At 70.9% G+C, this 21,242-nt stretch carries 20 protein-coding genes, 1 pseudogene and 1 riboswitch; of the genes and pseudogenes, 8 read left to right on the plus strand and 13 right to left on the minus strand.

Annotated elements, in window-relative coordinates; genetic code table 11:
- On the minus strand, positions 1-1,331 hold a 1,331-nt coding region (locus JWQ92_RS03090; protein ID WP_297342995.1), incomplete at its 3' end, for a GTP-binding protein.
- 190 nt (positions 1,332-1,521) lie between these two features.
- On the opposite strand from JWQ92_RS03090, the gene JWQ92_RS03095 reads away from it, so the two are divergent.
- On the plus strand, positions 1,522-2,034 hold the full coding sequence (locus JWQ92_RS03095; RefSeq protein ID WP_297342996.1) for a GNAT family protein: 513 nt from the start codon (positions 1,522-1,524) through the stop codon (positions 2,032-2,034).
- Between the two features lie 26 nt (positions 2,035-2,060).
- On the opposite strand, the gene JWQ92_RS03100 is transcribed toward JWQ92_RS03095, so the two are convergent.
- The 6 genes from JWQ92_RS03100 to JWQ92_RS03125 form a co-directional block, all read right to left on the minus strand.
- Positions 2,061-2,999, minus strand: coding sequence for an acetamidase/formamidase family protein (locus JWQ92_RS03100; protein ID WP_297342997.1), 939 nt, complete (start codon positions 2,997-2,999; stop codon positions 2,061-2,063).
- Complete coding sequence (locus tag JWQ92_RS03105; protein ID WP_297342998.1) at positions 2,996-4,120, minus strand: ABC transporter ATP-binding protein; 1,125 nt, start codon at positions 4,118-4,120, stop codon at positions 2,996-2,998. The genes JWQ92_RS03100 and JWQ92_RS03105 overlap by 4 nt, the downstream gene beginning before the upstream one ends.
- Before the next feature lie 22 nt (positions 4,121-4,142).
- Positions 4,143-5,207, minus strand: coding sequence for an ABC transporter ATP-binding protein (locus JWQ92_RS03110; RefSeq protein ID WP_297342999.1), 1,065 nt, complete (start codon positions 5,205-5,207; stop codon positions 4,143-4,145).
- Positions 5,208-5,232: 25 nt separating this feature from the next.
- Positions 5,233-6,243: an ABC transporter permease gene (locus tag JWQ92_RS03115; RefSeq protein ID WP_297343000.1), complete on the minus strand. Its 1,011-nt coding sequence runs from the start codon at positions 6,241-6,243 to the stop codon at positions 5,233-5,235.
- A gap of 102 nt (positions 6,244-6,345) precedes the next feature.
- Positions 6,346-8,115, minus strand: coding sequence for an ABC transporter substrate-binding protein (locus JWQ92_RS03120; protein ID WP_297343001.1), 1,770 nt, complete (start codon positions 8,113-8,115; stop codon positions 6,346-6,348).
- Positions 8,116-8,269: 154 nt separating this feature from the next.
- Positions 8,270-9,286 (minus strand): ABC transporter permease, encoded by a 1,017-nt coding sequence (locus tag JWQ92_RS03125; protein WP_297343002.1) that lies wholly within the window; start codon positions 9,284-9,286, stop codon positions 8,270-8,272.
- Positions 9,287-9,617: 331 nt separating this feature from the next.
- Here JWQ92_RS03125 and JWQ92_RS03130 point away from each other — a divergent pair, with 331 nt between their 5' ends.
- The 3 genes from JWQ92_RS03130 to JWQ92_RS03140 are packed head-to-tail and all read left to right on the plus strand — an operon-like array spanning position 9,618 to position 11,745.
- Entirely contained in the window at positions 9,618-10,418 is an 801-nt protein-coding gene (locus JWQ92_RS03130) for a CPBP family intramembrane glutamic endopeptidase (protein WP_297343003.1), read from the plus strand.
- The gene (locus JWQ92_RS03135) at positions 10,415-11,191 is read left to right on the plus strand and encodes a GNAT family N-acetyltransferase (protein WP_297343004.1); all 777 of its coding nucleotides are present in this window, start codon (positions 10,415-10,417) and stop codon (positions 11,189-11,191) included. The genes JWQ92_RS03130 and JWQ92_RS03135 overlap by 4 nt, the downstream gene beginning before the upstream one ends.
- An 11-nt stretch (positions 11,192-11,202) precedes the next feature.
- Entirely contained in the window at positions 11,203-11,745 is a 543-nt protein-coding gene (locus tag JWQ92_RS03140) for a 2'-5' RNA ligase family protein (RefSeq protein ID WP_297343005.1), read from the plus strand.
- A gap of 71 nt (positions 11,746-11,816) precedes the next feature.
- Here JWQ92_RS03140 and gcvP read toward each other — a convergent pair whose 3' ends face one another.
- From gcvP to JWQ92_RS03160, 4 genes are all read right to left on the minus strand, one after another.
- Positions 11,817-14,879 carry an aminomethyl-transferring glycine dehydrogenase gene (gene gcvP / locus JWQ92_RS03145; RefSeq protein ID WP_297343006.1) on the minus strand — a complete coding sequence of 1,021 codons (3,063 nt, stop codon included), beginning with the start codon at positions 14,877-14,879 and terminating at the stop codon, positions 11,817-11,819.
- Complete coding sequence (gcvH, locus tag JWQ92_RS03150) at positions 14,876-15,250, minus strand: glycine cleavage system protein GcvH (RefSeq protein ID WP_297343007.1); 375 nt, start codon at positions 15,248-15,250, stop codon at positions 14,876-14,878. The genes gcvP and gcvH overlap by 4 nt, the downstream gene beginning before the upstream one ends.
- A 1-nt stretch (position 15,251) precedes the next feature.
- Positions 15,252-16,415 (minus strand): glycine cleavage system aminomethyltransferase GcvT, encoded by a 1,164-nt coding sequence (gcvT, locus tag JWQ92_RS03155; RefSeq protein WP_297343008.1) that lies wholly within the window; start codon positions 16,413-16,415, stop codon positions 15,252-15,254.
- A gap of 152 nt (positions 16,416-16,567) precedes the next feature.
- Positions 16,568-16,653, minus strand: a riboswitch (glycine riboswitch).
- A 65-nt stretch (positions 16,654-16,718) separates the two neighbouring features.
- Positions 16,719-17,306, minus strand: a complete 588-nt coding sequence (locus tag JWQ92_RS03160; protein ID WP_297343009.1) for an LON peptidase substrate-binding domain-containing protein — start codon at positions 17,304-17,306, stop codon at positions 16,719-16,721.
- Positions 17,307-17,375: 69 nt separating this feature from the next.
- On the opposite strand from JWQ92_RS03160, the gene JWQ92_RS03165 reads away from it, so the two are divergent.
- The 4 genes and pseudogenes from JWQ92_RS03165 to JWQ92_RS03180 all read left to right on the plus strand — a co-directional run bounded on the left by JWQ92_RS03165 (position 17,376) and on the right by JWQ92_RS03180 (position 20,278).
- Entirely contained in the window at positions 17,376-17,918 is a 543-nt protein-coding gene (locus JWQ92_RS03165; protein ID WP_297343010.1) for a hypothetical protein, read from the plus strand.
- A 116-nt stretch (positions 17,919-18,034) separates the two neighbouring features.
- Positions 18,035-18,661, plus strand: a complete 627-nt coding sequence (locus JWQ92_RS03170; protein ID WP_297343011.1) for a YciI family protein — start codon at positions 18,035-18,037, stop codon at positions 18,659-18,661.
- 429 nt (positions 18,662-19,090) lie between these two features.
- Positions 19,091-19,195, plus strand: a pseudogene (locus JWQ92_RS03175) (DUF2510 domain-containing protein); the annotation flags it as partial.
- 228 nt (positions 19,196-19,423) lie between these two features.
- A complete protein-coding gene (locus tag JWQ92_RS03180) occupies positions 19,424-20,278 on the plus strand; it encodes a DUF4190 domain-containing protein (RefSeq protein ID WP_297343040.1) in 855 nt (284 codons plus the stop codon).
- Positions 20,279-20,369: 91 nt separating this feature from the next.
- Here the strand turns inward: JWQ92_RS03180 and JWQ92_RS03185 are convergent, their stop codons facing one another.
- Both JWQ92_RS03185 and JWQ92_RS03190 read right to left on the minus strand, forming a co-directional pair.
- On the minus strand, positions 20,370-20,777 hold the full coding sequence (locus tag JWQ92_RS03185) for a hypothetical protein (RefSeq protein WP_297343012.1): 408 nt from the start codon (positions 20,775-20,777) through the stop codon (positions 20,370-20,372).
- Positions 20,774-21,232, minus strand: coding sequence for a hypothetical protein (locus JWQ92_RS03190; protein ID WP_297343013.1), 459 nt, complete (start codon positions 21,230-21,232; stop codon positions 20,774-20,776). Before JWQ92_RS03190 ends, JWQ92_RS03185 begins: the two co-directional genes overlap by 4 nt.
- Positions 21,233-21,242 lie beyond the last annotated feature (10 nt).

A 21,242-nucleotide genomic window follows, 5' to 3' on the forward strand; every position in this document is an offset into this window, starting at 1 on the left:
GTGATCGCGCCGAGGTACTCCTCGGGCGCATCGACCGTCAGCTGCTCGTAGGGCTCGTGGATCTTGCCGTCGATCACCCGCGTGACCACCTGCGGCTTCCCCACCGTGAGCTCGTAGCCTTCGCGCCGCATCTGCTCGACGAGGATCGCGAGCGCGAGCTCGCCGCGGCCCTGCACCTCCCAGGCGTCCGGCCGGCCAACGTCGAGCACTCGGATGGAGACGTTGCCGACGAGCTCGCGGTCGAGACGGTCCTTCACCAGGCGGCCGGTGACCTTGTGGCCCTTGCCGCCCTTGCCGGCGAGCGGCGAGGTGTTCGTGCCGATGAGCATCGAGATGGCGGGGTCGTCGACGTGGATGGCGGGCAGCGGCCGCACGTCCTCGGGGTCGGCGAGCGTGTCACCGATGGTGATGTCCGGGAACCCGGCGACCGCCACGATGTCGCCGGCCTTCGCCGACTCGGTCGGGTAGCGCTCGAGCGCGCGGGTCGCGAGCAGCTCGGTGATCTTGACGTTCGAGACGGTGCCGTCGCCGCGCACCCAGGCGACGGTCTGGCCCTTCTTCAGCGTGCCGTTAAAGACGCGCAGCAGCGCGAGACGACCGAGGAACGGCGAGGCGTCGAGGTTGGTGACGTGCGCCTGCAGCGGGTGGGTGTCGTCGTAGACGGGCGCGGGGATGTGCTTGAGGATCGCGTCGAAGAGCGGCTCGAGGTCATCGGCGTCGGGCAGGGTGCCGTTCTCGGGCTTGTTCCAGCTGGCGGCGCCGTTGCGGCCGGAGGCGTAGACCACCGGCACGTCGAGGATCGCGTCGAGGTCGAGGTCGGGCACGTCGTCGGCGAGGTCGGAGGCGAGACCGAGCAGCAGGTCGTGCGACTCCTCGACGACCTGCTCGATGCGGGCGTCGGGCCGGTCCGTCTTGTTCACGACCAGGATGACGGGCAGCTTCGCCTCGAGGGCCTTGCGGAGCACGAACCGGGTCTGCGGAAGCGGCCCCTCGGACGCGTCGACGAGCAGGACGACGCCGTCGACCATGGACAGGCCGCGCTCGACCTCGCCGCCGAAGTCGGCGTGGCCGGGGGTGTCGATGACGTTGATGGTGACGGGGCCGTCCGTCGCGTGCGCACCGCGGTACGTGATCGCGGTGTTCTTCGCGAGGATGGTGATGCCCTTCTCGCGCTCGAGCTCGTTGGAGTCCATGGCGCGGTCGTCCACGTGGGCGTGGTCGGCGAAGGAGTGCGTCTGCTTCAGCATCGCGTCCACGAGGGTCGTCTTGCCGTGGTCGACGTGGGCGACGATCGCGACGTTGCGCAGATCGGTGCGGGCGGCGTGCGCCATGCTTCGAGTCCTGTCTGTCAGAGGCCGGCCGCGCTGCGGCCGGGCGGCGCGCTCCGCTGTGCGGGGCGATGCGCCGTCAGAGATGGAGGGCAGTGCCGCTCCTGGCGCCGTCTGCGGCACCGTCCAAGACAACGATCGTAGCGGGACCAGGTATTCCGCCGCCCCGGGAGCGCGCGGATATCGTGAGCGCATGCCCGAGGTGCGGATCCGGCCCTATCACGAGGAGGACGCGCAGGCGTTCGACGTCGACGAGCAGACGCCGGGGGCCTTCGAGTTCTACGGCTTCCGGTCGACCAACGCGTTCCGGTCGCGGTACGCCCGTGACGGCATGATCGGCGAGGACCGCGGGAACCTGGCCGTCGTCGTCGACGCCGTCGGCCTCGTCGGTGACGTCGGCTGGTGCGCGGTGCATCACGGTCCCGGATCCGTCGCGCGGGCCCTGACCATCGGGATCTACCTCTTCCCGCAGCATCGGTACAAGGGCTTCGGCACGACGGCGCAGCGCCTGATCGCCGAGCACCTCTTCAGCACCACGCTCGTCGAGCGGCTCGAGGCGAGCACCGACGTCGAGGACCTCGCCGAGCAGCGCTCCCTCGAGAAGGCGGGCTACACGCGCGAGGGCGTGCTGCGGCACGCGCAGTTCCGCGACGGCGCCTGGCGCGACCTCGTGATCTTCAGCCGGCTCCGCGGCGACGCCTCGTAGGGATCGGCGCCTGCCGGCCCCGCGGCCTAAGCTCCGGCGCGCATGACGCTGAGCGGGAGGTACGCGCTGACCACCCAGTTGGGCTGATCGACGACCTCGCTGATCTTCAGGTCGACCACGACGCTCGCGAGCACGTAGGCGTCGACCGGCTCGATCCCGTATGTGCGCCCGAGGTGCTCGATCATCGCCCGCACCGCGTCCTGCGAGGCACGCATCAGGTCAGGTCCGACGCCCATCGTGGCGTAGTAGCCCTGGTCCTCGATGCCGGCTCGCAGCGGGCCGGGGGTGCGGAACTGCGGCGCCGGGAGGGTGAGCCCCTTGTGCAGGGTCACCCGCAGGGCGCCGGACAGGCTCGCCTCGATCGCCGCGCCGCACACCTCGCCGTCGCCCTGGGCTGCGTGCGGATCGCCGACCATGATGCGAGCGCCGGGCACCTGCACGGGGAGCAGGATGCTCGAGCCCGCGGTGATGTCCCGGGTGTCGATGTTGCCGCCGAACGTGCCGGGCGGGAACGGCGACAGCGGCTCGGCCGTGTCGGGGGTCGCCCCCATCACGCCGAGGAACGGCCGCAGCGGAACGGTCGCGACCCCCTGGAAGTCGGCGGTCCGCTCCCCCAGCTCCCACCGGTGCAGATGCAGGTCGGGGAAGTCCTCGGTGAGCAGGCCGAAGTCCTCGAGCACACTCGTCCAGCCCCAGCTGCCGGAACGGTACTCGAGCACCTCGAGCTCGACCGCGTCACCCGGCTCGGCACCCGCGACGAGCACCGGCCCGACGAGCGGGTAGAGCAGGTCGTAGTCGAGAGCCGGGACCTCCTGGCCGTTCCGGAAGTCGTCCAGCTGCCCGGCCGCGCACTCCTGCGCGTCGAACTCGATCACCTCGCCGTCGGACACCTCGAGGACGGGCTCGTGGTCGGGGGTCCAGAGCCGGTGCACCGGACCCGGCACATGGTGGCGCGCCACGGTCATGCGGCCGAACGCGGCCGGGTCTCGCGGAGGCCGCTGGTCGTCGGCAGGTCGGCCTCGCCGTCGATGAGGTCGGTGCGCGCTTCGGCGAAGTGGCAGTAGACCGACTGGCCGGGCCGCTTCTCCTCCAGCACCGGCTCCTCGCTGCGGCAGCGCTCGCGCTCCGTCTCGGAGAGCTGGGTGCGGTACTTCGGGCAGCGGGTGTGGAAGACGCAGCCCGACGGCGGGTTGGACGGGCTGGGCAGGTCCCCGGTGAGCAGGATCCGCTCGCGCCGGCTCTCCACGGTCGGGTCCGGGATCGGCACCGCCGACAGGAGGGCGTGCGTGTACGGGTGCATCGGCGACTCGTAGAGCGTGTCGCGGTCCGTCGTCTCCATCACCTTGCCGAGGTACATGACGACGACGCGGTCGGAGATGTGCCGCACGACGGAGAGGTCGTGGGCGATGAAGAGATAGGCGAGGCCGAACTCGCTCTGCAGGTCCTCGAGCAGGTTCACGACCTGCGCCTGCACGGACACGTCGAGCGCGGACACGGGCTCGTCGCAGACGATGAGCTTCGGGCGCAGAGCGAGCGCCCGTGCGATGCCGATGCGCTGCCGCTGGCCGCCGGAGAACTCGTGGGGGTACCGGTTGTAGTGCTCCGGGTTCAGCCCGACGCGCTCCATCAGGCCCTGGACGGCCTTCTTCACGCCGCCCTCCGGCTTCGTGCGCTGGATGTGGAACGGCGAGCCGACGATGGTGCCGATCGTGTGCCGGGGGTTCAGCGAGGAGTAGGGGTCCTGGAAGATCATCTGGATCTCCCGGCGGAGCGGGCGCATCTGGCCCGGCCGGAGCCCGGCCAGCTCCCTGCCCTCGTACCGGATCGATCCGCTGGTGGGCTCGATGAGCTTCGACACGACGCGGCCGGTCGTCGACTTGCCGCACCCGGACTCGCCGACGAGGCCGATGGTCTCGCCCTGGTGCACCGTGAACGAGACCCCGTCGACGGCCTTCACGGGGTTGCTCCTGCGGCCGAGGAGCCCGACGCTCCGTCCGGGGAAGTGCTTGCGGACGTCGGTCACCTCGAGCAGCGGCGCGCCGGGCGCCGCCGGGCTGGCGGGGACGGCTGCGGTCTCGGTCGTCATGGTGGCGATCCTTCGTCTGTCGCTAGAGGTTCGGGCGGATCTCGGTGAGCAGGATCTGGCGCCGCTCCTCGGGATCGATGTGGCAGCGCACCTCGTGCCCCGGGGCGGTCGGCAGCAGGTCGGGGTGCACGGTGAAGCAGCGGTTCCCCTCGACACGGTCCGAGAACCGGCATCGCGGGTTGAACACGCACCCCTTCGGCACCTGGATGAGCGAGGGCGGCGAGCCGGGGATCGGGGTGAGACGGGTCTGCCGCACCCTGTCCATGCGCGGCATCGACGACAGCAGGCCCCAGGTGTAGGGCATCTCGGGCACGTCGAAGAGGTCGGCGACCGGTCCCTTCTCCACGGCCTGGCCGCCGTACATGACGACGACGTGGTCGCACGTCTCCGCCACGACGCCGAGGTCGTGCGTGATCAGGATGACGGCGGAGTTCAGCTCGTTCCGGAGCTCCTTGATCAGCTCGAGGATCTGCGCCTGCACCGTCACGTCGAGCGCGGTGGTGGGCTCGTCGGCGATCAGCAGCTTCGGTTCGCAGATGAGGGCCATCGCGATCATCGCGCGCTGCCGCATCCCGCCGGAGAACTGGTGCGGGTAGTCGCTGTAGCGGGCGGCCGCGTTCGGGATGCCGACCTTCTCGAGCATCTCGATGGTGCGCTTCCTCGCGTCGCGCCCCGACACCTTGTTGTGCACCCGGTACGCCTCGGAGATCTGGTTCCCGATCGTGTAGAAGGGGTGCAGGCTCGACAGCGGGTCCTGGAAGATCATGGCGATCTCGCTGCCCCGGACGGCGCGCATGTCGTCCTCGGAGGCGGGCACGAGGTCCTGGCCGTCCAGCCAGATGTGGCCGGAGATCTTCGCCTTCGACCCCTTGTGGAGTCCGAGGATCGCCTGCGCCGTCACGCTCTTCCCGGATCCGGACTCGCCGACGATGCCGAGGATCTCGCCACGGCGCAGGTCGAAGGTGAGCCCGTCCACGGACTTGACGAGGCCGTCGTCCGTCGGGAAGTGCACGCGCAGGTCCTCGACGGAGAGGAAGACGCCCGGATCGGTGGAGGCGGCGGACGGGACTGGGCTGGTGATGGTCATTGCATCCGATTCTCGTCGGGAACGGTCAGACCGTGACGCGCGGGTCGACGACGGCGTAGAGGATGTCGACCACGAAGTTCGCGACGACGAGCGCGACGGCGGCCACGATCGTGACGCCGAGGATGATCGGCAGGTCCTGCTGCTGGATCGACGAGATCGTGAGGAAGCCGAGGCCGCGCAGGTTGAACACGTTCTCCGTGATCACCGTCGTGCCGACGAGGGTCCCCACGTCGATGCCGAAGATGGTGACGATCGGGGTGAGCGCCGCGCGCAGCCCGTGCTTGATCACGACCGTGCGCCGGTCGAGGCCCTTCGCGCGTGCGGTGCGGATGTAGTCCTCGCTCATCGTCTCGAGCATGTTGGAGCGGGTCAGCCGGGCGTACAGGGCGGCGAAGAGGAACGCGAGTGAGACCCACGGCAGGATCATGCTCCGCAGCCACTGCACGGGGTTCTGCGTGATGGGGGCATAGCTGACGTCGGGCAGCCAGCCGAGCGTGTACTCGAAGATGAGCAGCAGCACCGGTCCGGTGAAGAAGATGGGGAGCGACACGGCGGCGAGGGAGCCGGTCATGCCGATGCGGTCGATGGCCGAGCCGGGACGGAGGCCGGAGATCGTGCCGACGCTGACGCCGCCGACCAGCCACAGGATGGCCGAGCCGACGATGAGGCTGAGGCTGACGGGGACGGCCTGCGCGATGAGGGTGCCGACGAGCTCGTTCTGCCGGAACGAGTAGCCGAAGCAGGGGGCCGGGCACTTGATCGGCACGCTCACCCCGTCGGTGATCGTCTGGCCGAAGAGGATGCCGGAGAGGTAGTGCCAGTACTGGGCGTACAGCGGCAGGTCGAAACCGAACCGGTGCGTCAGCGCCTTGAGCTGGGGCGAGCCGGGCTTGAAGGGCACCTTGCCCGTGTAGAAGTACACGGGATTGGTGTGCGACAGCAGCGGCACGGCCTGGAAGATCAGGAACGTGACGACGCTGACGATCCAGATCACGACGATCGCGCCGAGCAGTCGGTAGATGATGAAACGGATCATGGCTGACGCAGGCGGGTGGCCGGCCGGACCGTGGTCCGGCCGGCCACCCGGGGTTGCACTCCTTCTAGCGCATCGATGGACGGGGGGTCAGGGCCGAGGAGCTCAGCCGGAGACGCCCGCGTTGACGAAGTCGTAGATGCCGAAGGCGAGGGCGAAGTTCGCCGTCACGTTCGTCATCCGCGGGTTGCGGTAGTAGAGGTACTTGCCGAACGAGTACGGAAGCATCTGGCCGGTGGCCATGATCGCCTTGTTCAGCTGGAGGCCGCGATCCTGCGTCCACTTCGTACCTGTGTCGTCCAGCAGCTGGTTCACCGTCGGATCGTTGAGGTTGGAGTAGTTGCTGTTGCCCGTCGGCAGGATGGCCGCTCCGTTCGCGATGTTGGCGTAGAACCCGTACGGCGTCGGGAAGTCGGCACCCCATCCGGCCGAGATGATGCCGAGCTCCTGCGACTTCACGTTCGCCGGCGAGCCCGCGAAGGTGGAGTAGTAGCTGGAACCGTCGGCCGTCTTCGGCGAGAGGGTGATCCCGACCCGGGCGAGGGCGGCCTTCTCCGTCTGGAAGAGCTTGCCACCGGTCTCGCTCGGCGTGGAGTACGCGAAGTTCGTCGAGAAGCCGTTCGGCTTGCCGCACTTCTGCAGCTCCGACTTCGCCGCCGCGACGTCACCCGTGTGGTCCTTGCCGGTCGGGAACGGGTCGTAGGAGGGGTCGTAGCCCGCGACACCAGGAGGCGTCACGGAACCGGCGACCACACCGGCGGCCGCGCCACCCGTGACCTGCAGCAGGCCGGCCTTGTTGGTCGCGTACGCGATCGCGAGGCGGCAGTGCACGTTGGTGACCACGGTGTCCGGCACAGCGAGGTAGCTGAAGGAGTCACCGGCGCCGTCATCCGCATTCTTCTTCAGGGTCGGGCTGGACAGCACCTGCGCCTGCAGCGTCGTACCGATGATCGTGTTCGCCTTGGCGTCGGCCGTGCCGGCCTTCAGCTTCTGGTCGATGTCCGACGGGTTCGTGTCGACGGTGAAGTCGACCTCGTTGACCAGCGGCTTGCGGATCGTGTCGGTGCTCTGCTTCCAGTACTTGTTCCGCGTGAACACGACCGACTTGTTCGGCGTGTAGGAGCTGAACACGAACGGGCCGGAGGAGACCGGGTGCTTGGTGTAGGTGCCACCGACGAAGCCGGAGCCGCCCTCGACCTTGTCCGGGACCGGCGCCGTGGTCGGCAGGGCCATCAGGTAGTCGAAGTCCGCGAACGGCTTCTTGAGGTGGAACGTGATCGACTGGCCGGAGATGGAGACCGCCGAGTCGGGCAGCTCACCGCCCTTGTAGACGCCCTTGTAGCCCGCCGGAGCGTTGATGAGCCCGGTGAAGTAGAAGGTCGGGCCGCCGTTGATGACGTCGGACGCGAAGATGCGGCCGACCGCGTACTTGATGTCGGCGGGCGTGATCGTCTTGCCGTCCGAGTACTTGATCCCCGACTTCAGCGTGTAGGTCCACGTCTTGTTGTCGGCGCTGTGCTTCCCGAGGCCCGTCGCGAGGTCGGGCGCGAGCGTGAACTTCGTGCCGTTGACCTTGGAGTAGCCGACGAGCTGCCGCGTGAAGAGGCGCTGCATGTTCCAGCAGAAGCCGTAGTAGGTGCGCGCCGGGTCCCACGAGTCGCAGTCGTTGGTGCTCAGCAGCTTCAACGTGCCGCCGGTCTTGGTGCTCGGGTTGACGACGCCGTTCACGGCGGCGTTGAACGCGGGCTGAAGCCCGCCGGAGCCGCTGCTGCTGCTCGGCGAGGTCGTGCCTCCGCCGCCGGAGCAGCCCGCGAGGAGCATCGCTCCCGCGACTGCGACGCCGGCGAGTGCCAGCGCCCTCTTCTTGAACCTCATCGAGATGTCCTCTCGTCCTCGTGTGCTGTGTCCGTCAGCGGTGCGGCTGGCGGGTGGATGGGCGTGTCAGGCCCGGCGACGGATCGCGATGTGTGCACCGCGCTCCTTCGCACGTCTGGTGGGTCGCCGACGTCGGCGGCCGGCTCTGCGGCGGTCACCGCCCGGACTTGGGATCGAGCGCGTCGCGCAGGCCGTCGCCGAAGAGGTTGAACGCGAGGACGGAGATGAAGATCGCGAGCCCGGGGAGGAAGAGGTAGAGCGGATCGATCTGGAAGTACTGACCCGCGTCCGAGAGCATCTGCCCCCAGGACGGCGTCGGCGGGATGACGCCGATGCCGAGGAACGACAGGCCCGCCTCGCCGAGCATGTTGTTCGGGATGGTCAGCGTCGTGTACACGAGGATCGGACCGATCAGGTTCGGGATGATCTCCCGGAACATGATGCGCAGGTTGGAGGCCCCGAGGCTGCGCGCGGCCTCCACGAACTCCTTCTCGCGGAGCGACAGCACCTGGCCGCGAACGATGCGTCCGATGTACGGCCAGCCGAAGAAGCCGAGCACGAAGATGATGATCTCGAAGCGCACGATCTCGGCGCCCGAGATGTAGCCGACGACGGTGATCAGGGCGATGGAGAGCAGCAGGGTCGGGAACGACAGCAGCACGTCCATCGTGCGGGAGATCAGCAGGTCCACCCAACCGCGGAAGTAGCCCGCGGTGAGGCCGAGCGTCACGCCGAGGATGAGCGAGAGGGCGGTCGCGAGGCCGGCGATGATCAGCGACGTGCGGGCGCCGTACATGAGCAGCGTCAGGATGTCCTGGCCCGTGACCGGTGTGACGCCGAGCCAGTGGGCGCCGCTCACCCCACCGAGCGCGCCCTTCGGCATGGAGTCCAGGGGGTCCAGCAGGCCGTCGGTCTGGTGGAGGGTCTGGTAGTCCTGCCCGTAGAGCGCCTGCAGCAGGGGCGCGAAGACGGCGATGAGCACCAGCAGCACGATGACGATCCCGCCGGCCATCGCGACCTTGTCGCGCCGCAGTCGCCGCCACGCGATCGACCAGAGCGAGCGGCCCTGGATGGCCTGGGGGGCCTGGTCGCCCTCCGGGTCGAGCCCGGCACCGGTCAGCCCGTCCTCGGCGGCGACGGCTTCGAGTTCGGTGGGGCCGCTCAGCGTCATCGCCGTAACCCCTTTCCGGATCTGGAGCGGATGGTGTCCCGCTGGCTGTCGATCGGTGGATCCCCGACTTCGAGGCGTCGATGGGCTCGTGACCTGATCGACGTCGACTCCGGCGAGGACGAAGGTAGCGTAAGGATCGCGAAGTCGGGGACCAAAACGAGCGGGGGATTCGTTACATGCCGGAAACCGTCTTCGGCGGGGATCCGCAGCGAGCGGCAACATCGTTGCGCAAAACCTGGCCTTCGCGCACGATCCGTGCTCGAGCCGATGAACGCTGGGGAAACTGCCGGAACCTTGCGAGGGACGGCATCAGCGGTTCCCAGGAGCCCCGATGAGTCGGCTCGAGGACGCCCCGGCGACCGGATCCACCATCCCGGACGCCTCGCTCCGCCGCGTCCGTCCCGGCGCGGAGCTGCTGCTCGTGCTCGGCGTCTCCCTCGGCGCATCGGCGGTGTACGCGGTCGTCCAGCTGGCGGACACGCTGAGCCGGGGACCGCTCAGCGGGCAGACGACCACGCTCAACCCCAGCCAGAGCGACCGGGCCGTCTTCGACCTGATCTACCAGCTGCTCGGGATCGGCTTCGACCTCGTGCCGGTGCTCCTGGCCCTCTACCTGCTGGCTGCTCCCGGCGCGCCGGCGCTGCGCCGCATCGGGCTCGACGGCCGGCGGCCGGCGGCCGACCTGGGCGGTGGGCTGCTGCTCGCCCTCGTGATCGGCGTCCCCGGCCTGGGGCTCTACCTCGCCGCGGTGCACCTCGGCCTCGACGTGAAGGTCGCCGCATCCGGTCTCGACCCGCACTGGTATGCGATCCCCGTGCTCGTCCTCTCGGCCCTGCGCGCGGCCCTCCAGGAGGAGGTGATCGTCGTCGGCTTCCTCTTCGCGAAGCTCGACGACCTCCGGTGGCGGCCGTGGGCCGTGCTCGTCGCGAGCGCCCTGCTGCGCGGCTCCTACCACCTCTACCAGGGCTTCGGCGGCTTCATCGGCAACGCCGTGATGGGTGTCGTGTTCGGCCTGGTCTACCGACGGTTCGGTCGCGTCGCCCCGCTCGTCGTCGCCCACTTCCTGCTCGACTTCGTGAGCTTCGTCGGCTACGACCTGCTGAAGTCCCTCGCGCCCCACCTGCTGCCGTGACGGCCGCATCGATCGCCTTCGCCACGGACCTCGTCGCCCGCGTCGCGGAGGGCGGCACCGTCGAGCAGGCCGACGGCAGCCGGATCGTCCGCACGCCCGCGAACCCGGCATTCCGGTGGGGCAACTTCGTGCTGGCCGACCCGGGCGCCGATCTCACGGATCCCGAGGGCTGGGCGCGGCGCCACCGCGAGGCGTTCCCCGAGCTCGACTTCACCACGGTCGGCATCGACGACGCGCACGCGCGGTTCGACGAGGAGGCGTGGCGCGGCGCGGGCTTCGAGGTGGAGCGCTCCATCGTGCTCCGCGCCCCCTCCGCGGAGGTCGCCGCCACCGATGGCGCGATCGAGGAGGTCGACGGCGAGGCCGACTGGTCCGACGTCGAGGCGATCGAGCTGGAGCTCGGCAGCGGGGAGGCCGACCACGCCGTCTTCGTCGGGCGGCGCATCGATGCGGAGCGCACGGCGGTGCAGGCCGGCCGCGCCGCCTGGCTCGGCCTGCGCGAGGACGGGCGCATCGTCTCGGCCCTCGGCGTGCTGCCCGCGCCGCGCGGGATCGCCCGGTACCAGAACGTCGGCACGCTGGCCGCGTACCGCCGCCGAGGCGCCGCCGGCCGACTCGTACGAGCCGGAGCCGCCCTCGCCGCGAGCCGCTGGGGATGCAGCGATCTCGTGATCGTCGCGGACGTCGACGGCGCCGCGATCGCCCTCTACCGGCGGCTCGGGTTCCGGGACGCCGAGACGCAGGTGCAGCTGACCCGCATGGGCCGCTCGTAGGCTCGTCCCCCATGGTGCAGAGCGTCGAGCTGCTGCTCGAGCCGGACGCGGAGCAGCTCGTGCGCGACGAGTGGGTGGCGCTCGCCGACGCCGGCCTGCCGAGCCTCGCCACCCGGAGCAGCGACACGAACCGCCCGCACGTGACGGTCGCCGTCGCCGAGTCGGGGCTGGAGCCGGCGGTGGACGCGCTGAACGCGGTGTTCCGCGGCTGGCATCTCGCCGAGCGCGGGCTGCCCGTGGTCGTCGGTCCCCCGGTGCTGTTCGGCGGCCACCGGTCGCGGTGGGTCCTGGCGCGCCTCGTCGTGCCGTCCCGCCCGCTCGTCACCCTGCACTCGGCCGTCCATCGTGCGATCGACGCCGCCGCCCCCGACGCCGAGGTCGTCGATCAGACCCGGCCGGACTCCTGGACGCCCCACGTCACCCTCGCCAGGCGCATCGAGGCCGACCGCCTGGGCGAGGCGCTGACGCGCATCGACGCCTCGCCGATCCCGTGCCGCGTCACCGGCGCCCGCCTCTGGGACAGCACCCCGAAGACGGTGTCCGAGCTGTCTTGAACGCACACTTGCCACTTTCCGCCCTCAAAACGGCCGGATGAGGTCAGAAAGTGGCAAGGGTGCGCTGAGGGTCAGTCCTCGAACGCCTCCGGCGGAGGGCAGGCGCAGACCAGATTGCGGTCACCGTATGCCTGATCGATGCGGCGGACGGGCGGCCAGTACTTGCCCCGCACCGCTCGCAGCCGGTCGGCGCCGTGCACGCCGCCCTCGAACGGATAGGCGGCCTCCTCGCGGGAGTACGGGTGGGTCCACTCCGTCGCGCTCACCGCACGGGCGGTGTGGGGGGCGTTCCGCAGCGGGTTGTCGTCCGCCGGCCACTCCCCCGCGCCGACCCGGTCGGCCTCGGCCCGGATGGCGAGCATCGCGTCGACGAACCGGTCGATCTCCGCGAGGTCCTCGCTCTCCGTCGGCTCGACCATGAGGGTGCCGGGCACGGGGAACGACATGGTGGGCGCGTGGAAGCCGTGGTCGATGAGCCGCTTCGCGACGTCGTCGACCGTCACCCCGGTCGCCGCGGTCATCGGCCGCAGGTCGAGGATGCACTCGTGGGCGATGAGGCCCTCGTCCCCGCGGTAGAGCACCGGGAAGGCGTCGCCGAGGCGGGCGGCCACGTAGTTCGCGGCGAGCACCGCGGCGTCCGTCGCCGCGCGCAGCCCGTCGATCCCCATCATGCGGATGTACGCCCACGAGATCGGCAGGATGCCCGGCGAGCCGAACGGTGCGGCCGAGACGGGCGTGCCGCCGAAGCGCGCGGGTCCGTGTGGAGCGAGGCCCGTTTCTGGGCCTCGCGCGGGCATCGCGCCGAGCGCCGCCTCGGCGCTCGGGAGGTGCGACAGCGGATCCGGTCGCTGCGCGAACGGGTGCGACGGCAGGTGTGGCGCGAGGTGCGACTTCGCCGCCACAGGCCCGACGCCGGGGCCGCCGCCGCCGTGCGGGATGCAGAACGTCTTGTGCAGGTTCAGGTGCGACACGTCGCCGCCGAAGTCGCCGAACCGGGCGTGGCCGAGCAGGGCGTTGAGGTTCGCGCCGTCGACGTACACCTGGCCGCCCGCGGCGTGGACCGCATCCGTGACCGTCCGCACCTCGTGCTCGTACACGCCGTGCGTCGACGGATAGGTGATCATCAAGGCGCCGAGCCGGTCGGCGTGCTCCGCGATCTTCGTGCGCAGGTCGGGGAGGTCGACGTTGCCGAGCTCGTCGCAGGCGACGACCACGACCTTGAAGCCGGCGAGCACGGCGCTCGCCGCGTTGGTGCCGTGCGCGCTGGACGGGATGAGGCAGACGACGCGGCCGTCGTCGCCGTTCGCCCGGTGGTAGCCGCGGATCGCGAGCAGGCCGGCGAGCTCGCCCTGGCTCCCGGCGTTCGGCTGCAGGCTCACGGCGTCATAGCCGGTGAGCTCGGCCAGCCAGCCCTCCAGCTGCCCGACGAGCTCGAGGGAGCCCGCCACGTCCTCGGCCGGCGCGAAGGGGTGCAGCGCCGCGAACTCCGGCCACGTGACGGCCGCCATCTCGGTCGCCGCGTTCAGCTTCATCGTGCACGAGCCGAGCGGGATCATCCCGCGGTCGAGCGCGTAATCGAGGTCGGCGAGGTACTTGAGGTACCGCATCATCGCCGTCTCGGAGTGGAACGTCGTGAAGACCGGATGGGTGAGGAACCCAGAGGTGCGCCCGAGGCCCGGTGGCAGCCGATGCGGGAGCGGCACGTCCACGGGCGCATCGCCCTTGTGCAGCGGATGCGCGAGCACGGCCCCGACCGGATCCGACGCGTCGAAGGGCGCGTCCTCGAGATCGAGTGTCGCGAGCAGGTGGCTGATGGTGGTCGAGGCCGCCCCGGCGGTCACCTCGTCGAAGGCGATCGACACGGTCGTCGCGTCGACACGGCGCAGCCACAGGCCCCGCTCGGCCGCGCGGCGGAGCACGGCGTCGGCGTCGGGCACCCGCACCTGGAAGGTGTCGAAGAACGTCTCGGTGAGGATCTCGGCGCCGCGCGCGGCGAGCGAGGCGGCGGCACGGCGGGCGGTGTCGTGCACGTCCTCCGCGATCCGCGTGAGGCCCTCCGGCCCGTGGTAGACGGCGTACATCGCGGCCAGAACGGCGAGGAGCACCTGCGCGGTGCAGATGTTGCTCGTCGCCTTCTCGCGGCGGATGTGCTGCTCGCGGGCCTGCAGGCTGAGCCGGTAGGCGGGAGCGCCGGCGGCGTCGACCGAGACCCCGACGAGCCGGCCGGGCAGCTGCCGCTCGAGGCCCTTGCGCACGGCGAGGTAGCCGGCGTGCGGGCCGCCCATCGCCATCGGCACCCCGAACCGCTGCGTGGTGCCGGCGGCGACGTCGGCGCCGAGCTCGCCGGGCGGCACGAGCAGCGTCATCGCGAGGAGGTCCGCGGCGACGACCGCCAGGCCGCCGCGCGCCTTCGCCTCGGCGATCACCCGCGACGGATCCGGAACCCGGCCGGAGGCGCCCGGGTACTGCACGAGCAACCCGAAGAGGTCGCCGGCGGGCAGCCCGACGGTGAGGTCGGCGACGACGAGCTCGATGCCGACCGCCGCGGCGCGGCCCTCCAGCACGGCGAGCGTCTGCGGGAGCACGTCCGCGTCCACGACGAAGCGGTTCGAGCCGGCCTTGCTCGCGCGGCGGGAGAGGAGCATCGCCTCGACCACGGCGGTCGCCTCGTCGAGCATGGACGCGTTCGCCGTGGTGAGCCCGGTGAGATCGGCGACCATCGTCTGGAAGTTCAGCAGCGCCTCGAGCCGGCCCTGCGAGATCTCGGGTTGGTAGGGCGTGTACGCCGTGTACCAGCTGGGGTTCTCGAGCACGTTCCGCTGGATCACCGCGGGCGTCACGGTGCCCGAGTAGCCGAGCCCGATCATCGAGGTGCGCACGGTGTTCTTCGCCGCGATGCGCCGCAGCTCGGCGACGGCCTGCGCCTCGGTCGCAGCGGGCGGCAGGGTCGTCGGCGCGTCGGCGGCGAGCTGGATCGCGTCGGGCACCGCGGAGGCCAGCAGGGCCTCGACGGTCGGCTGCCCGACGGCGGCGAGCATCCGCGCCTGCATGTCCCGGGTGGTGCCGATGTGGCGGCGGGCGAAGGCGCTGCCGGCCGCGGCGAGCGCCCTGGGCCGGATCGCGAGGTCGGTCATGCCTCTCCCGTCAGCTGCTGGTAGGCGGCGTGGTCGAGCAGCTCCGGCGTCTCCGTGATGCGGACGCGGAGCAGCCAGCCGGCGCCGAACGGGTCGCTGTTGACGACCTCGGGCGACGAGGCCACCTCGTCGTTCACCTCCGTCACCACCCCGGTGACGGGCGCGTAGAGCTCGCCGACGGACTTCGTCGACTCGAGCTCGCCGACGACGCTGCCGGCGGTGACCTCGTCCCCGACGCCGGGCAGCTCGACGTAGACGATGTCGCCGAGCCGCGCCGCCGCGTAGGCGGTGATGCCGACCGTTGCGGTGTCGCCGTCGGCGTCCACCCATTCGTGCTCCGCGGTGTACTTGAGCTCCTGCTCGCCGGTCATGTCAGGCCTTCCGTTCCGGGCGCTTGTAGAAGGGGAGCGGCACGACGCGTGCGGGCAGCGCCGTGCCGCGGACGTCGATGGCGAGATCGGCTGCGACCGCGGCGGGATCCACGTACGCCATGGCGATCGGATGGCCGAGGCTCGGGCTGAGCGCCCCGCTCGTCACCTCCCCGACGACGTCGTCGCCCGCGCGGACGGGGTAGCCGTGGCGGCCGGCGCGACGCCCTTCGCAGGTGAGGCCGACGAGGATCCGCTGGCCGGCCGGGTCGAAGCCCTCCACCGCGTCGCGCCCCACGTAGTCGGCCGTCTTCTCGCCCCGCACGAGCCGCCCGAGCCCGGCCTGCTGCGGCCGGGTGAGCGGGGTGAGCTCGTTGCCGTAGAGCGGCATGCCGGCCTCGAGCCGGAGCGTGTCGCGGGCAGCGAGCCCGACGGGCACGACGCCGGAGCCGGCCCCGGTCTCGCGGATCGCGCGCCACAGTTGGGGCAGCAGCGCCGGTGCGAGGAACAGCTCGTAGCCGATCTCGCCGGTGTAGCCGGTGCGGGCGACGAGGATCGGATGCCCGCGGTACCAGGCGGCGAGGAAGCGGTAGTTCCGCAAGGCCGTGAGCAGCTCGACGAACCGCTGCTCGGTGCGCTCGTCCTGGTCGGCCGAGAAGCCGCCGACCTCGGTGAGCACGTCGAGCGCCAGCGGGCCCTGGAGCGCGAGGAGCCCGATGTCCTCGGACTCGTCCTGCACCTCGGTCTGGAAGCCGACGGCACGGCTGCGGAGCTCGGCGGCGACGGTCTCGCGGTTCGACGCGTTCGCGACGACGAGGAACCGGTCCGGCCCGGTGCGGTACACGACGAGGTCGTCGACGACCCCGCCCTCGCCGTTCAGCATCAGCGTGTACTTCGCGCGCCCGGTCTCGACGGCGGAGATCTCGCCGAGCAGCGCGGCGTCGAGCGCCTCGCCCGCCTCCGGTCCGAGCACCACGATCTCGCCCATGTGGGAGAGGTCGAAGAGGCCCGCGGCGGTGCGGACGGCGGCGTGCTCGGCGAGTTCGCTGCCGTACTTGAGCGGCATGCTCCAGCCGGCGAAGTCGGTGAAGGTGGCGCCTTCGGCGGCATGCACCTCGTGGAGCGGCGAACGGCGGCGTTCGGGGTCGCCGTGTTCGGGATCGGTCATGGGCGGGGGCTCTCTCAGCTCGGTGGCGCCGGACGCGCCGGCCGGTCCCCCTCTGTCGCTGCGCCTGAGAGATTCGACGCCTGCCTGGCGTCTTTCACCGTGGGCGGGAGCCGACACACCGCGAACGATGCTGCTCCGCTTTCCAGAGCGGCCACACCGACGCGGTACTGGACCTGAGAGATTGCCGGGGCGGTTGCTCCTTCGGTGCCGGACGAGCCGGCTCTCCCGCGTCGGCCTCACGGCCGGAAGTGTTCGGTTGTGGTCGCGAGTCTAGCCGCGCGGCCGACAGCCGCGACGGTCCCGTCAGTAGGTCCCGTCGACCTCGGTGACCATCTCGACGAGCCGCGTCAGCAGGCGCTCGTAGGAGTCCGAGCGGAGCAGCTCGAGCTGGTCGAGGGCGTTCAGCGGCGCGATGGCGGCGAGCTGCCACGCGGCGGCCGCAGGGTCCTCGTCCAGGCCCACGTCGGCGGGCCACGGCGACAGGTCCTCCTCGGCGAGGCGCTTCAGCACGCGGCGCACGAGGGCCTCGGCATCGGCGAGCGCCGGGCGCAGCGCCGGGTCCCAGTCGGGATCCGGCAGCTCGCGGACGAGGGCCTTCGGATACGGGTCGTCGGGCAGCCACTCCCGGACCTCGAACCGGGCGGCGCCCTGCGCGATCATCAGCACCGCCTCGTCCGCCGTGTCCAGGTCCGCGACCCGGGCGAGCGTGCCCGTGGCGACCCGCACGTCTCCGCCGCCCACCTCCTGCCCCCGCTCGATGAGCACGACCCCGAACTCGCTCGGCTCCTCCTTGAGGATGTCGGCGAGCATCGCGAGGTAGCGCGGCTCGAAGACCCGCAGGGGCAGCGGCATGTGAGGGAAGAGCACCGAGCCGAGGGGGAACATGGCCATCGGACGCATGGCGCAAGACAATCACGCCACCCCCTGGCCGTCGCACGCCGCCGGGGTGACAATGCCTCGATGAGCCTGCTCGACCGGTCGCGGATCGACCTCCCGCTCGCGCGGGACCGGCGGGAGCGGCGGCGCCTCGGCGGGATCGACCGGCTGTCGGCGCAGCGGGCGCTGCTCGTGCGGACGACGGATGCGCTCCAGGTCGCGGACGGCGTCCTCGCGGGCGGCTGGCTGCAGGACCGCTGGTTCGCCTGGCGCGACGCGGACGGGCGCAGCTGCGTCGCGGGGTCCGCGGGTGCGCACACCGTCCCGCTCGACGCCGTCACGGCCGCCTGCCTGGTCGGGGCCCTCGTCGCCGGATCCGGCGGCGCGGCCTCCCCCGTGCTGCGCTCATCGGTCGAGGCGACCTGGCACGCCCTGCACCGCTCGACCGGCCCGGTGGACTGGGTCCGCTCCCCCTCCGTCACGGAGCTGCACGTGCGGGAGCTCACCGCCTGGAACGACCGGCCGGATCGCGAGGCCGGGCAGGTCCGCGGGCTGCTCGCCGACGCCCGTGCCGTGGTCGACGCGGAGCTGACGCGCTCGGCGGAGCGGCTCGCGGCGCTGACCTGATCGCCCCCGCTCCCGCATCGTGGGGCTCGCCGTCGAACCGCCCTCGAGCCCACGGGATGCCCGAACCGGACGCACGGCACGGGGTGTAGGAACGAGGGAACCGGAAGGATCCGCCCGTGGCCCAGTTCGCCGTCCTGATCTACGCCGCCGATTCCGCCCACGCGCCGGACGCCTCCTCCGAGGAGTTGGCGGAGCCCGACGGCCACGCGGAGGAGCTGCTCGCGGCCGACGCGATGCTCGCCGCGTACGCCTTCACACCGCGCGAGTACGCCGTCTCGGTACGGAGGGACGCCGCCACCCCAGGCCCCTTCGTGGACGCCGAGCACGTCGTGGCAGGCGTCTACGTGCTCGAGGCGGACGACCTCGACGAGGCCGTCCGGATCGCGGCGACCAACCCGGCGGTGCGATCCGGCGGCGGCGTCGAGGTGCGGCCGGTGCACAGCGGCGGGGCGATCCGGGAGCCTCGGGGCCGACCCGGGTGCCGCGGCACAGCGGAGGTCCACACTCGCCTGATGGAAATCGAGCAGTGGTGGGCGCGGCTGGAGCCGGCGACGCGGTCCTGGCTGATCGACCACAACGGTGAACCGGTCCCCGGTCAGATCGTCAGCGAGATCGCGCGAACGGGCGGCCCGATGCCCGGCGACCCGTGGTGGGCCCATGACGATGATGGGAGCGGGTTCTTCCTGCCCGACGGTGCGGTGGACTGGGTGGAGGCGGACGCCAACGGCGAGACGCACCCGTGACCCACGGAGGCCGCGGGCCGCTCGGGCTTCGCCGGCGTCGTGCCGCCACGCCCACGCTGCCAGCGCAGGCGAGGTCGGATCCGCTGCCCGTCTCGGAGGGACGCTAGCCGTGCCGCCACTCGACAGAGCGTCTCCGTGCCGCAGTTCCGGCACCGGCCGATCACGGCTCCGGTCGGCAGCACCCGCGGCAGCATGATCACCTCGCACTGCGGGCAGTGGCTGTCGAGGTCGTCGTCGTTAGTGTGGGCATGGTAGTCATCCGCGCCGAGCGGTCGTCCAGGCAATCGATTTCCGCGCGCTCGCGCCGCCCCGCCGGACACGGAGCTCCGTGCGTACTGCCCGGGGCACTCGGGGTCTTTGATCACGAAGCGGTAACGACAAGCGTTCGCTTCCGCGGCCGGATACCAAACCGGCCCGTAGCCTTCGCCGGTGAGCACAGGAGCGGGCCAGACGCCCCCAGGCTGGTATGACGATGGCCGGGGGTCGCTTCGCTGGTGGTCTGGGCGCGGGTGGACCGAGCACACGCGACCGCTGCCCGGCGCGGCTGTCCCGCCCATTCCCCCGCCGTCACCCACTGGGACGCCCGTACCTGCAGTAGAGCCTGTTGCTCTTGCGCCTGCGGATGCCGCGCCGGCTCGTGAGGCCGGCTTCATCTCCGTTGCGCCTGCGGCCGCATCAGCTGACGCGCCTGCCGGGCCAGCGCCCCAGCCTCAGCAGCGACGACGGCGCGACCAGCTCGCGACGGGTGCGCTCGTCCTCGCGGTGGCTGCCTTCGTCCTGGGGCTTGTTCCGTTCCTCGGGTTCATCACCTGGATCATGGCCGTCTTTGCCATTGTCCTAGGGGCCATCGCTCTCAGCCGCCGCGTCCAAGGGCGTGGATTCGCCGCAACCGGGGTCATCCTCGGTGTGGTCGCGATCGTGACCGGGTTGGCGGTTTCAGGCGCCACTCTGGGCAACGTGTCGCAGACGACGCCCCAGGCGCACGCCGCGGCCACTGACCCGCCTGCGACTGCCGCGGCGCCCGCGGCTGCCCCAACGTCGAAAGCTGCGGTTTCTGCCCCCAAGGCGACGCCGAAGCCAACGCCCAAGCCGGTGGCAATTCTGAAGACGTACTCCGGGTCGGGAGACGACGTTGTGCACGTCAACTACTCCAACCCCGTCATCCTCTCCTTCATTTGCTCGGGCTGCAGCGGCAACACCGTGCTGCAGACCGACTCCGGGATGGACACGCTGTTGGTCAACACGATCGGCTCGTACCACGGCCGCCACATCGTCAACACGTCAGACGGAAGCCTTCTGACCAAGCTCACCATCACGGCAGACGCGCGCTGGACCTTGAAAGTGGAGAACCCCAGCGTCGCCATTACCACCCGGCTCACGAGCACCGGAGACATAATCTCCGGTCACGGCGACGACGTTGTGGAGGTCGGCAGCGCGATCGGTGACGCGAAGGTCACCAACCGGGGCGACAGCAACTTCGTCCTCCAGGCCTACGGCGGCTCCGACAGCTTGGTCATCAACGAAATCGGCAGCTACTCAGGAACCGTGCCTCTTCAAGGCCCGGAAGTCGTCCAGGTGGAAAGCAACGGCGATTGGTCGATCACAGGAGAGCAGTGATCCGTGCCGCGTCGGTAGGCTCCTCCACGCTGACGTGGGCTCGTGAGGCGGTCGGCCCCGTGTAGTGGTTCCGCATCGCACACAGGGCCATCTATTCGCCGCGGCCCCTGCTGCCCACTGGAGCGACCGCGGGCGTTGGCCCAGGGTTGACCCCCAGCTGCAAGTCCGCGTCGCGTCGCGCCTCGAACGCGGTGATCACGAGGTACATCCCCGCGCCGGTGCGAACCGAGTCCAGGACCTGGCTCGGCGAGACGACGCCGGAGACAGCGCCCGCGACCCACCAGGTCAGACCAGCGCTGAGGCCGAGCAAAAGGCCCGCCGGGGACACCCGGACAGTCCGCCAGCGGTTGAACCAGTCAAGCACCGCCCCGAAGTCGATGACCAACTCGTCGTCGGCTCCGGCGACCTCTAAAAGGTCGTCGAGAGGCTCGGCGAGCGCCGCCTGCAGATCGAGGTCGTCAGCAAGGAGTCGATCTACCTCGTCGGCAGCTCCGCTCACCCGGGAGTAGTTGAAGCCGAACGTCCCCCGTCGTAGATCCTCTGCGGGAGGCGCTCTCGGACAGAAAGCGCGAACGCCGCCCGTTCGGCCGCGTCTCCACAGTTGCCCCGGTAGTCCTGGCGCCCGGCGAACGCTGCGCCTTCTTCGCCGGGCTCGCTGGACCCGGCAGCCGCAAGCGAAGCGGTCAGGTGGCGTGCGACCGCGAGTTGGTCCATGCGCTCCACCTCGGCCATCAGCACATCATCCGGCGTCTCGTCATCGACGACGAAGGCCGTTGCCCACGCCTCGTTGAACCTCTCGTCGCTCAACTCGTCGTTCAACCGCGGGAAGAGTCTGTCCTGTTCGTCATCGACTGCTGAAGCCGCGTCCATGAGCCGCAGCACGTGCACAGCGTTCGGCCCGAGCAGTCGCCGGGCGGTAGCCGCAATCTCTCGGTCCTCGTCGTCAACGCACATGGGCCGACGC

It is taken from the genome of Amnibacterium sp. (assembly GCF_025463795.1).
GTDB lineage: Bacteria > Actinomycetota > Actinomycetes > Actinomycetales > Microbacteriaceae > Amnibacterium.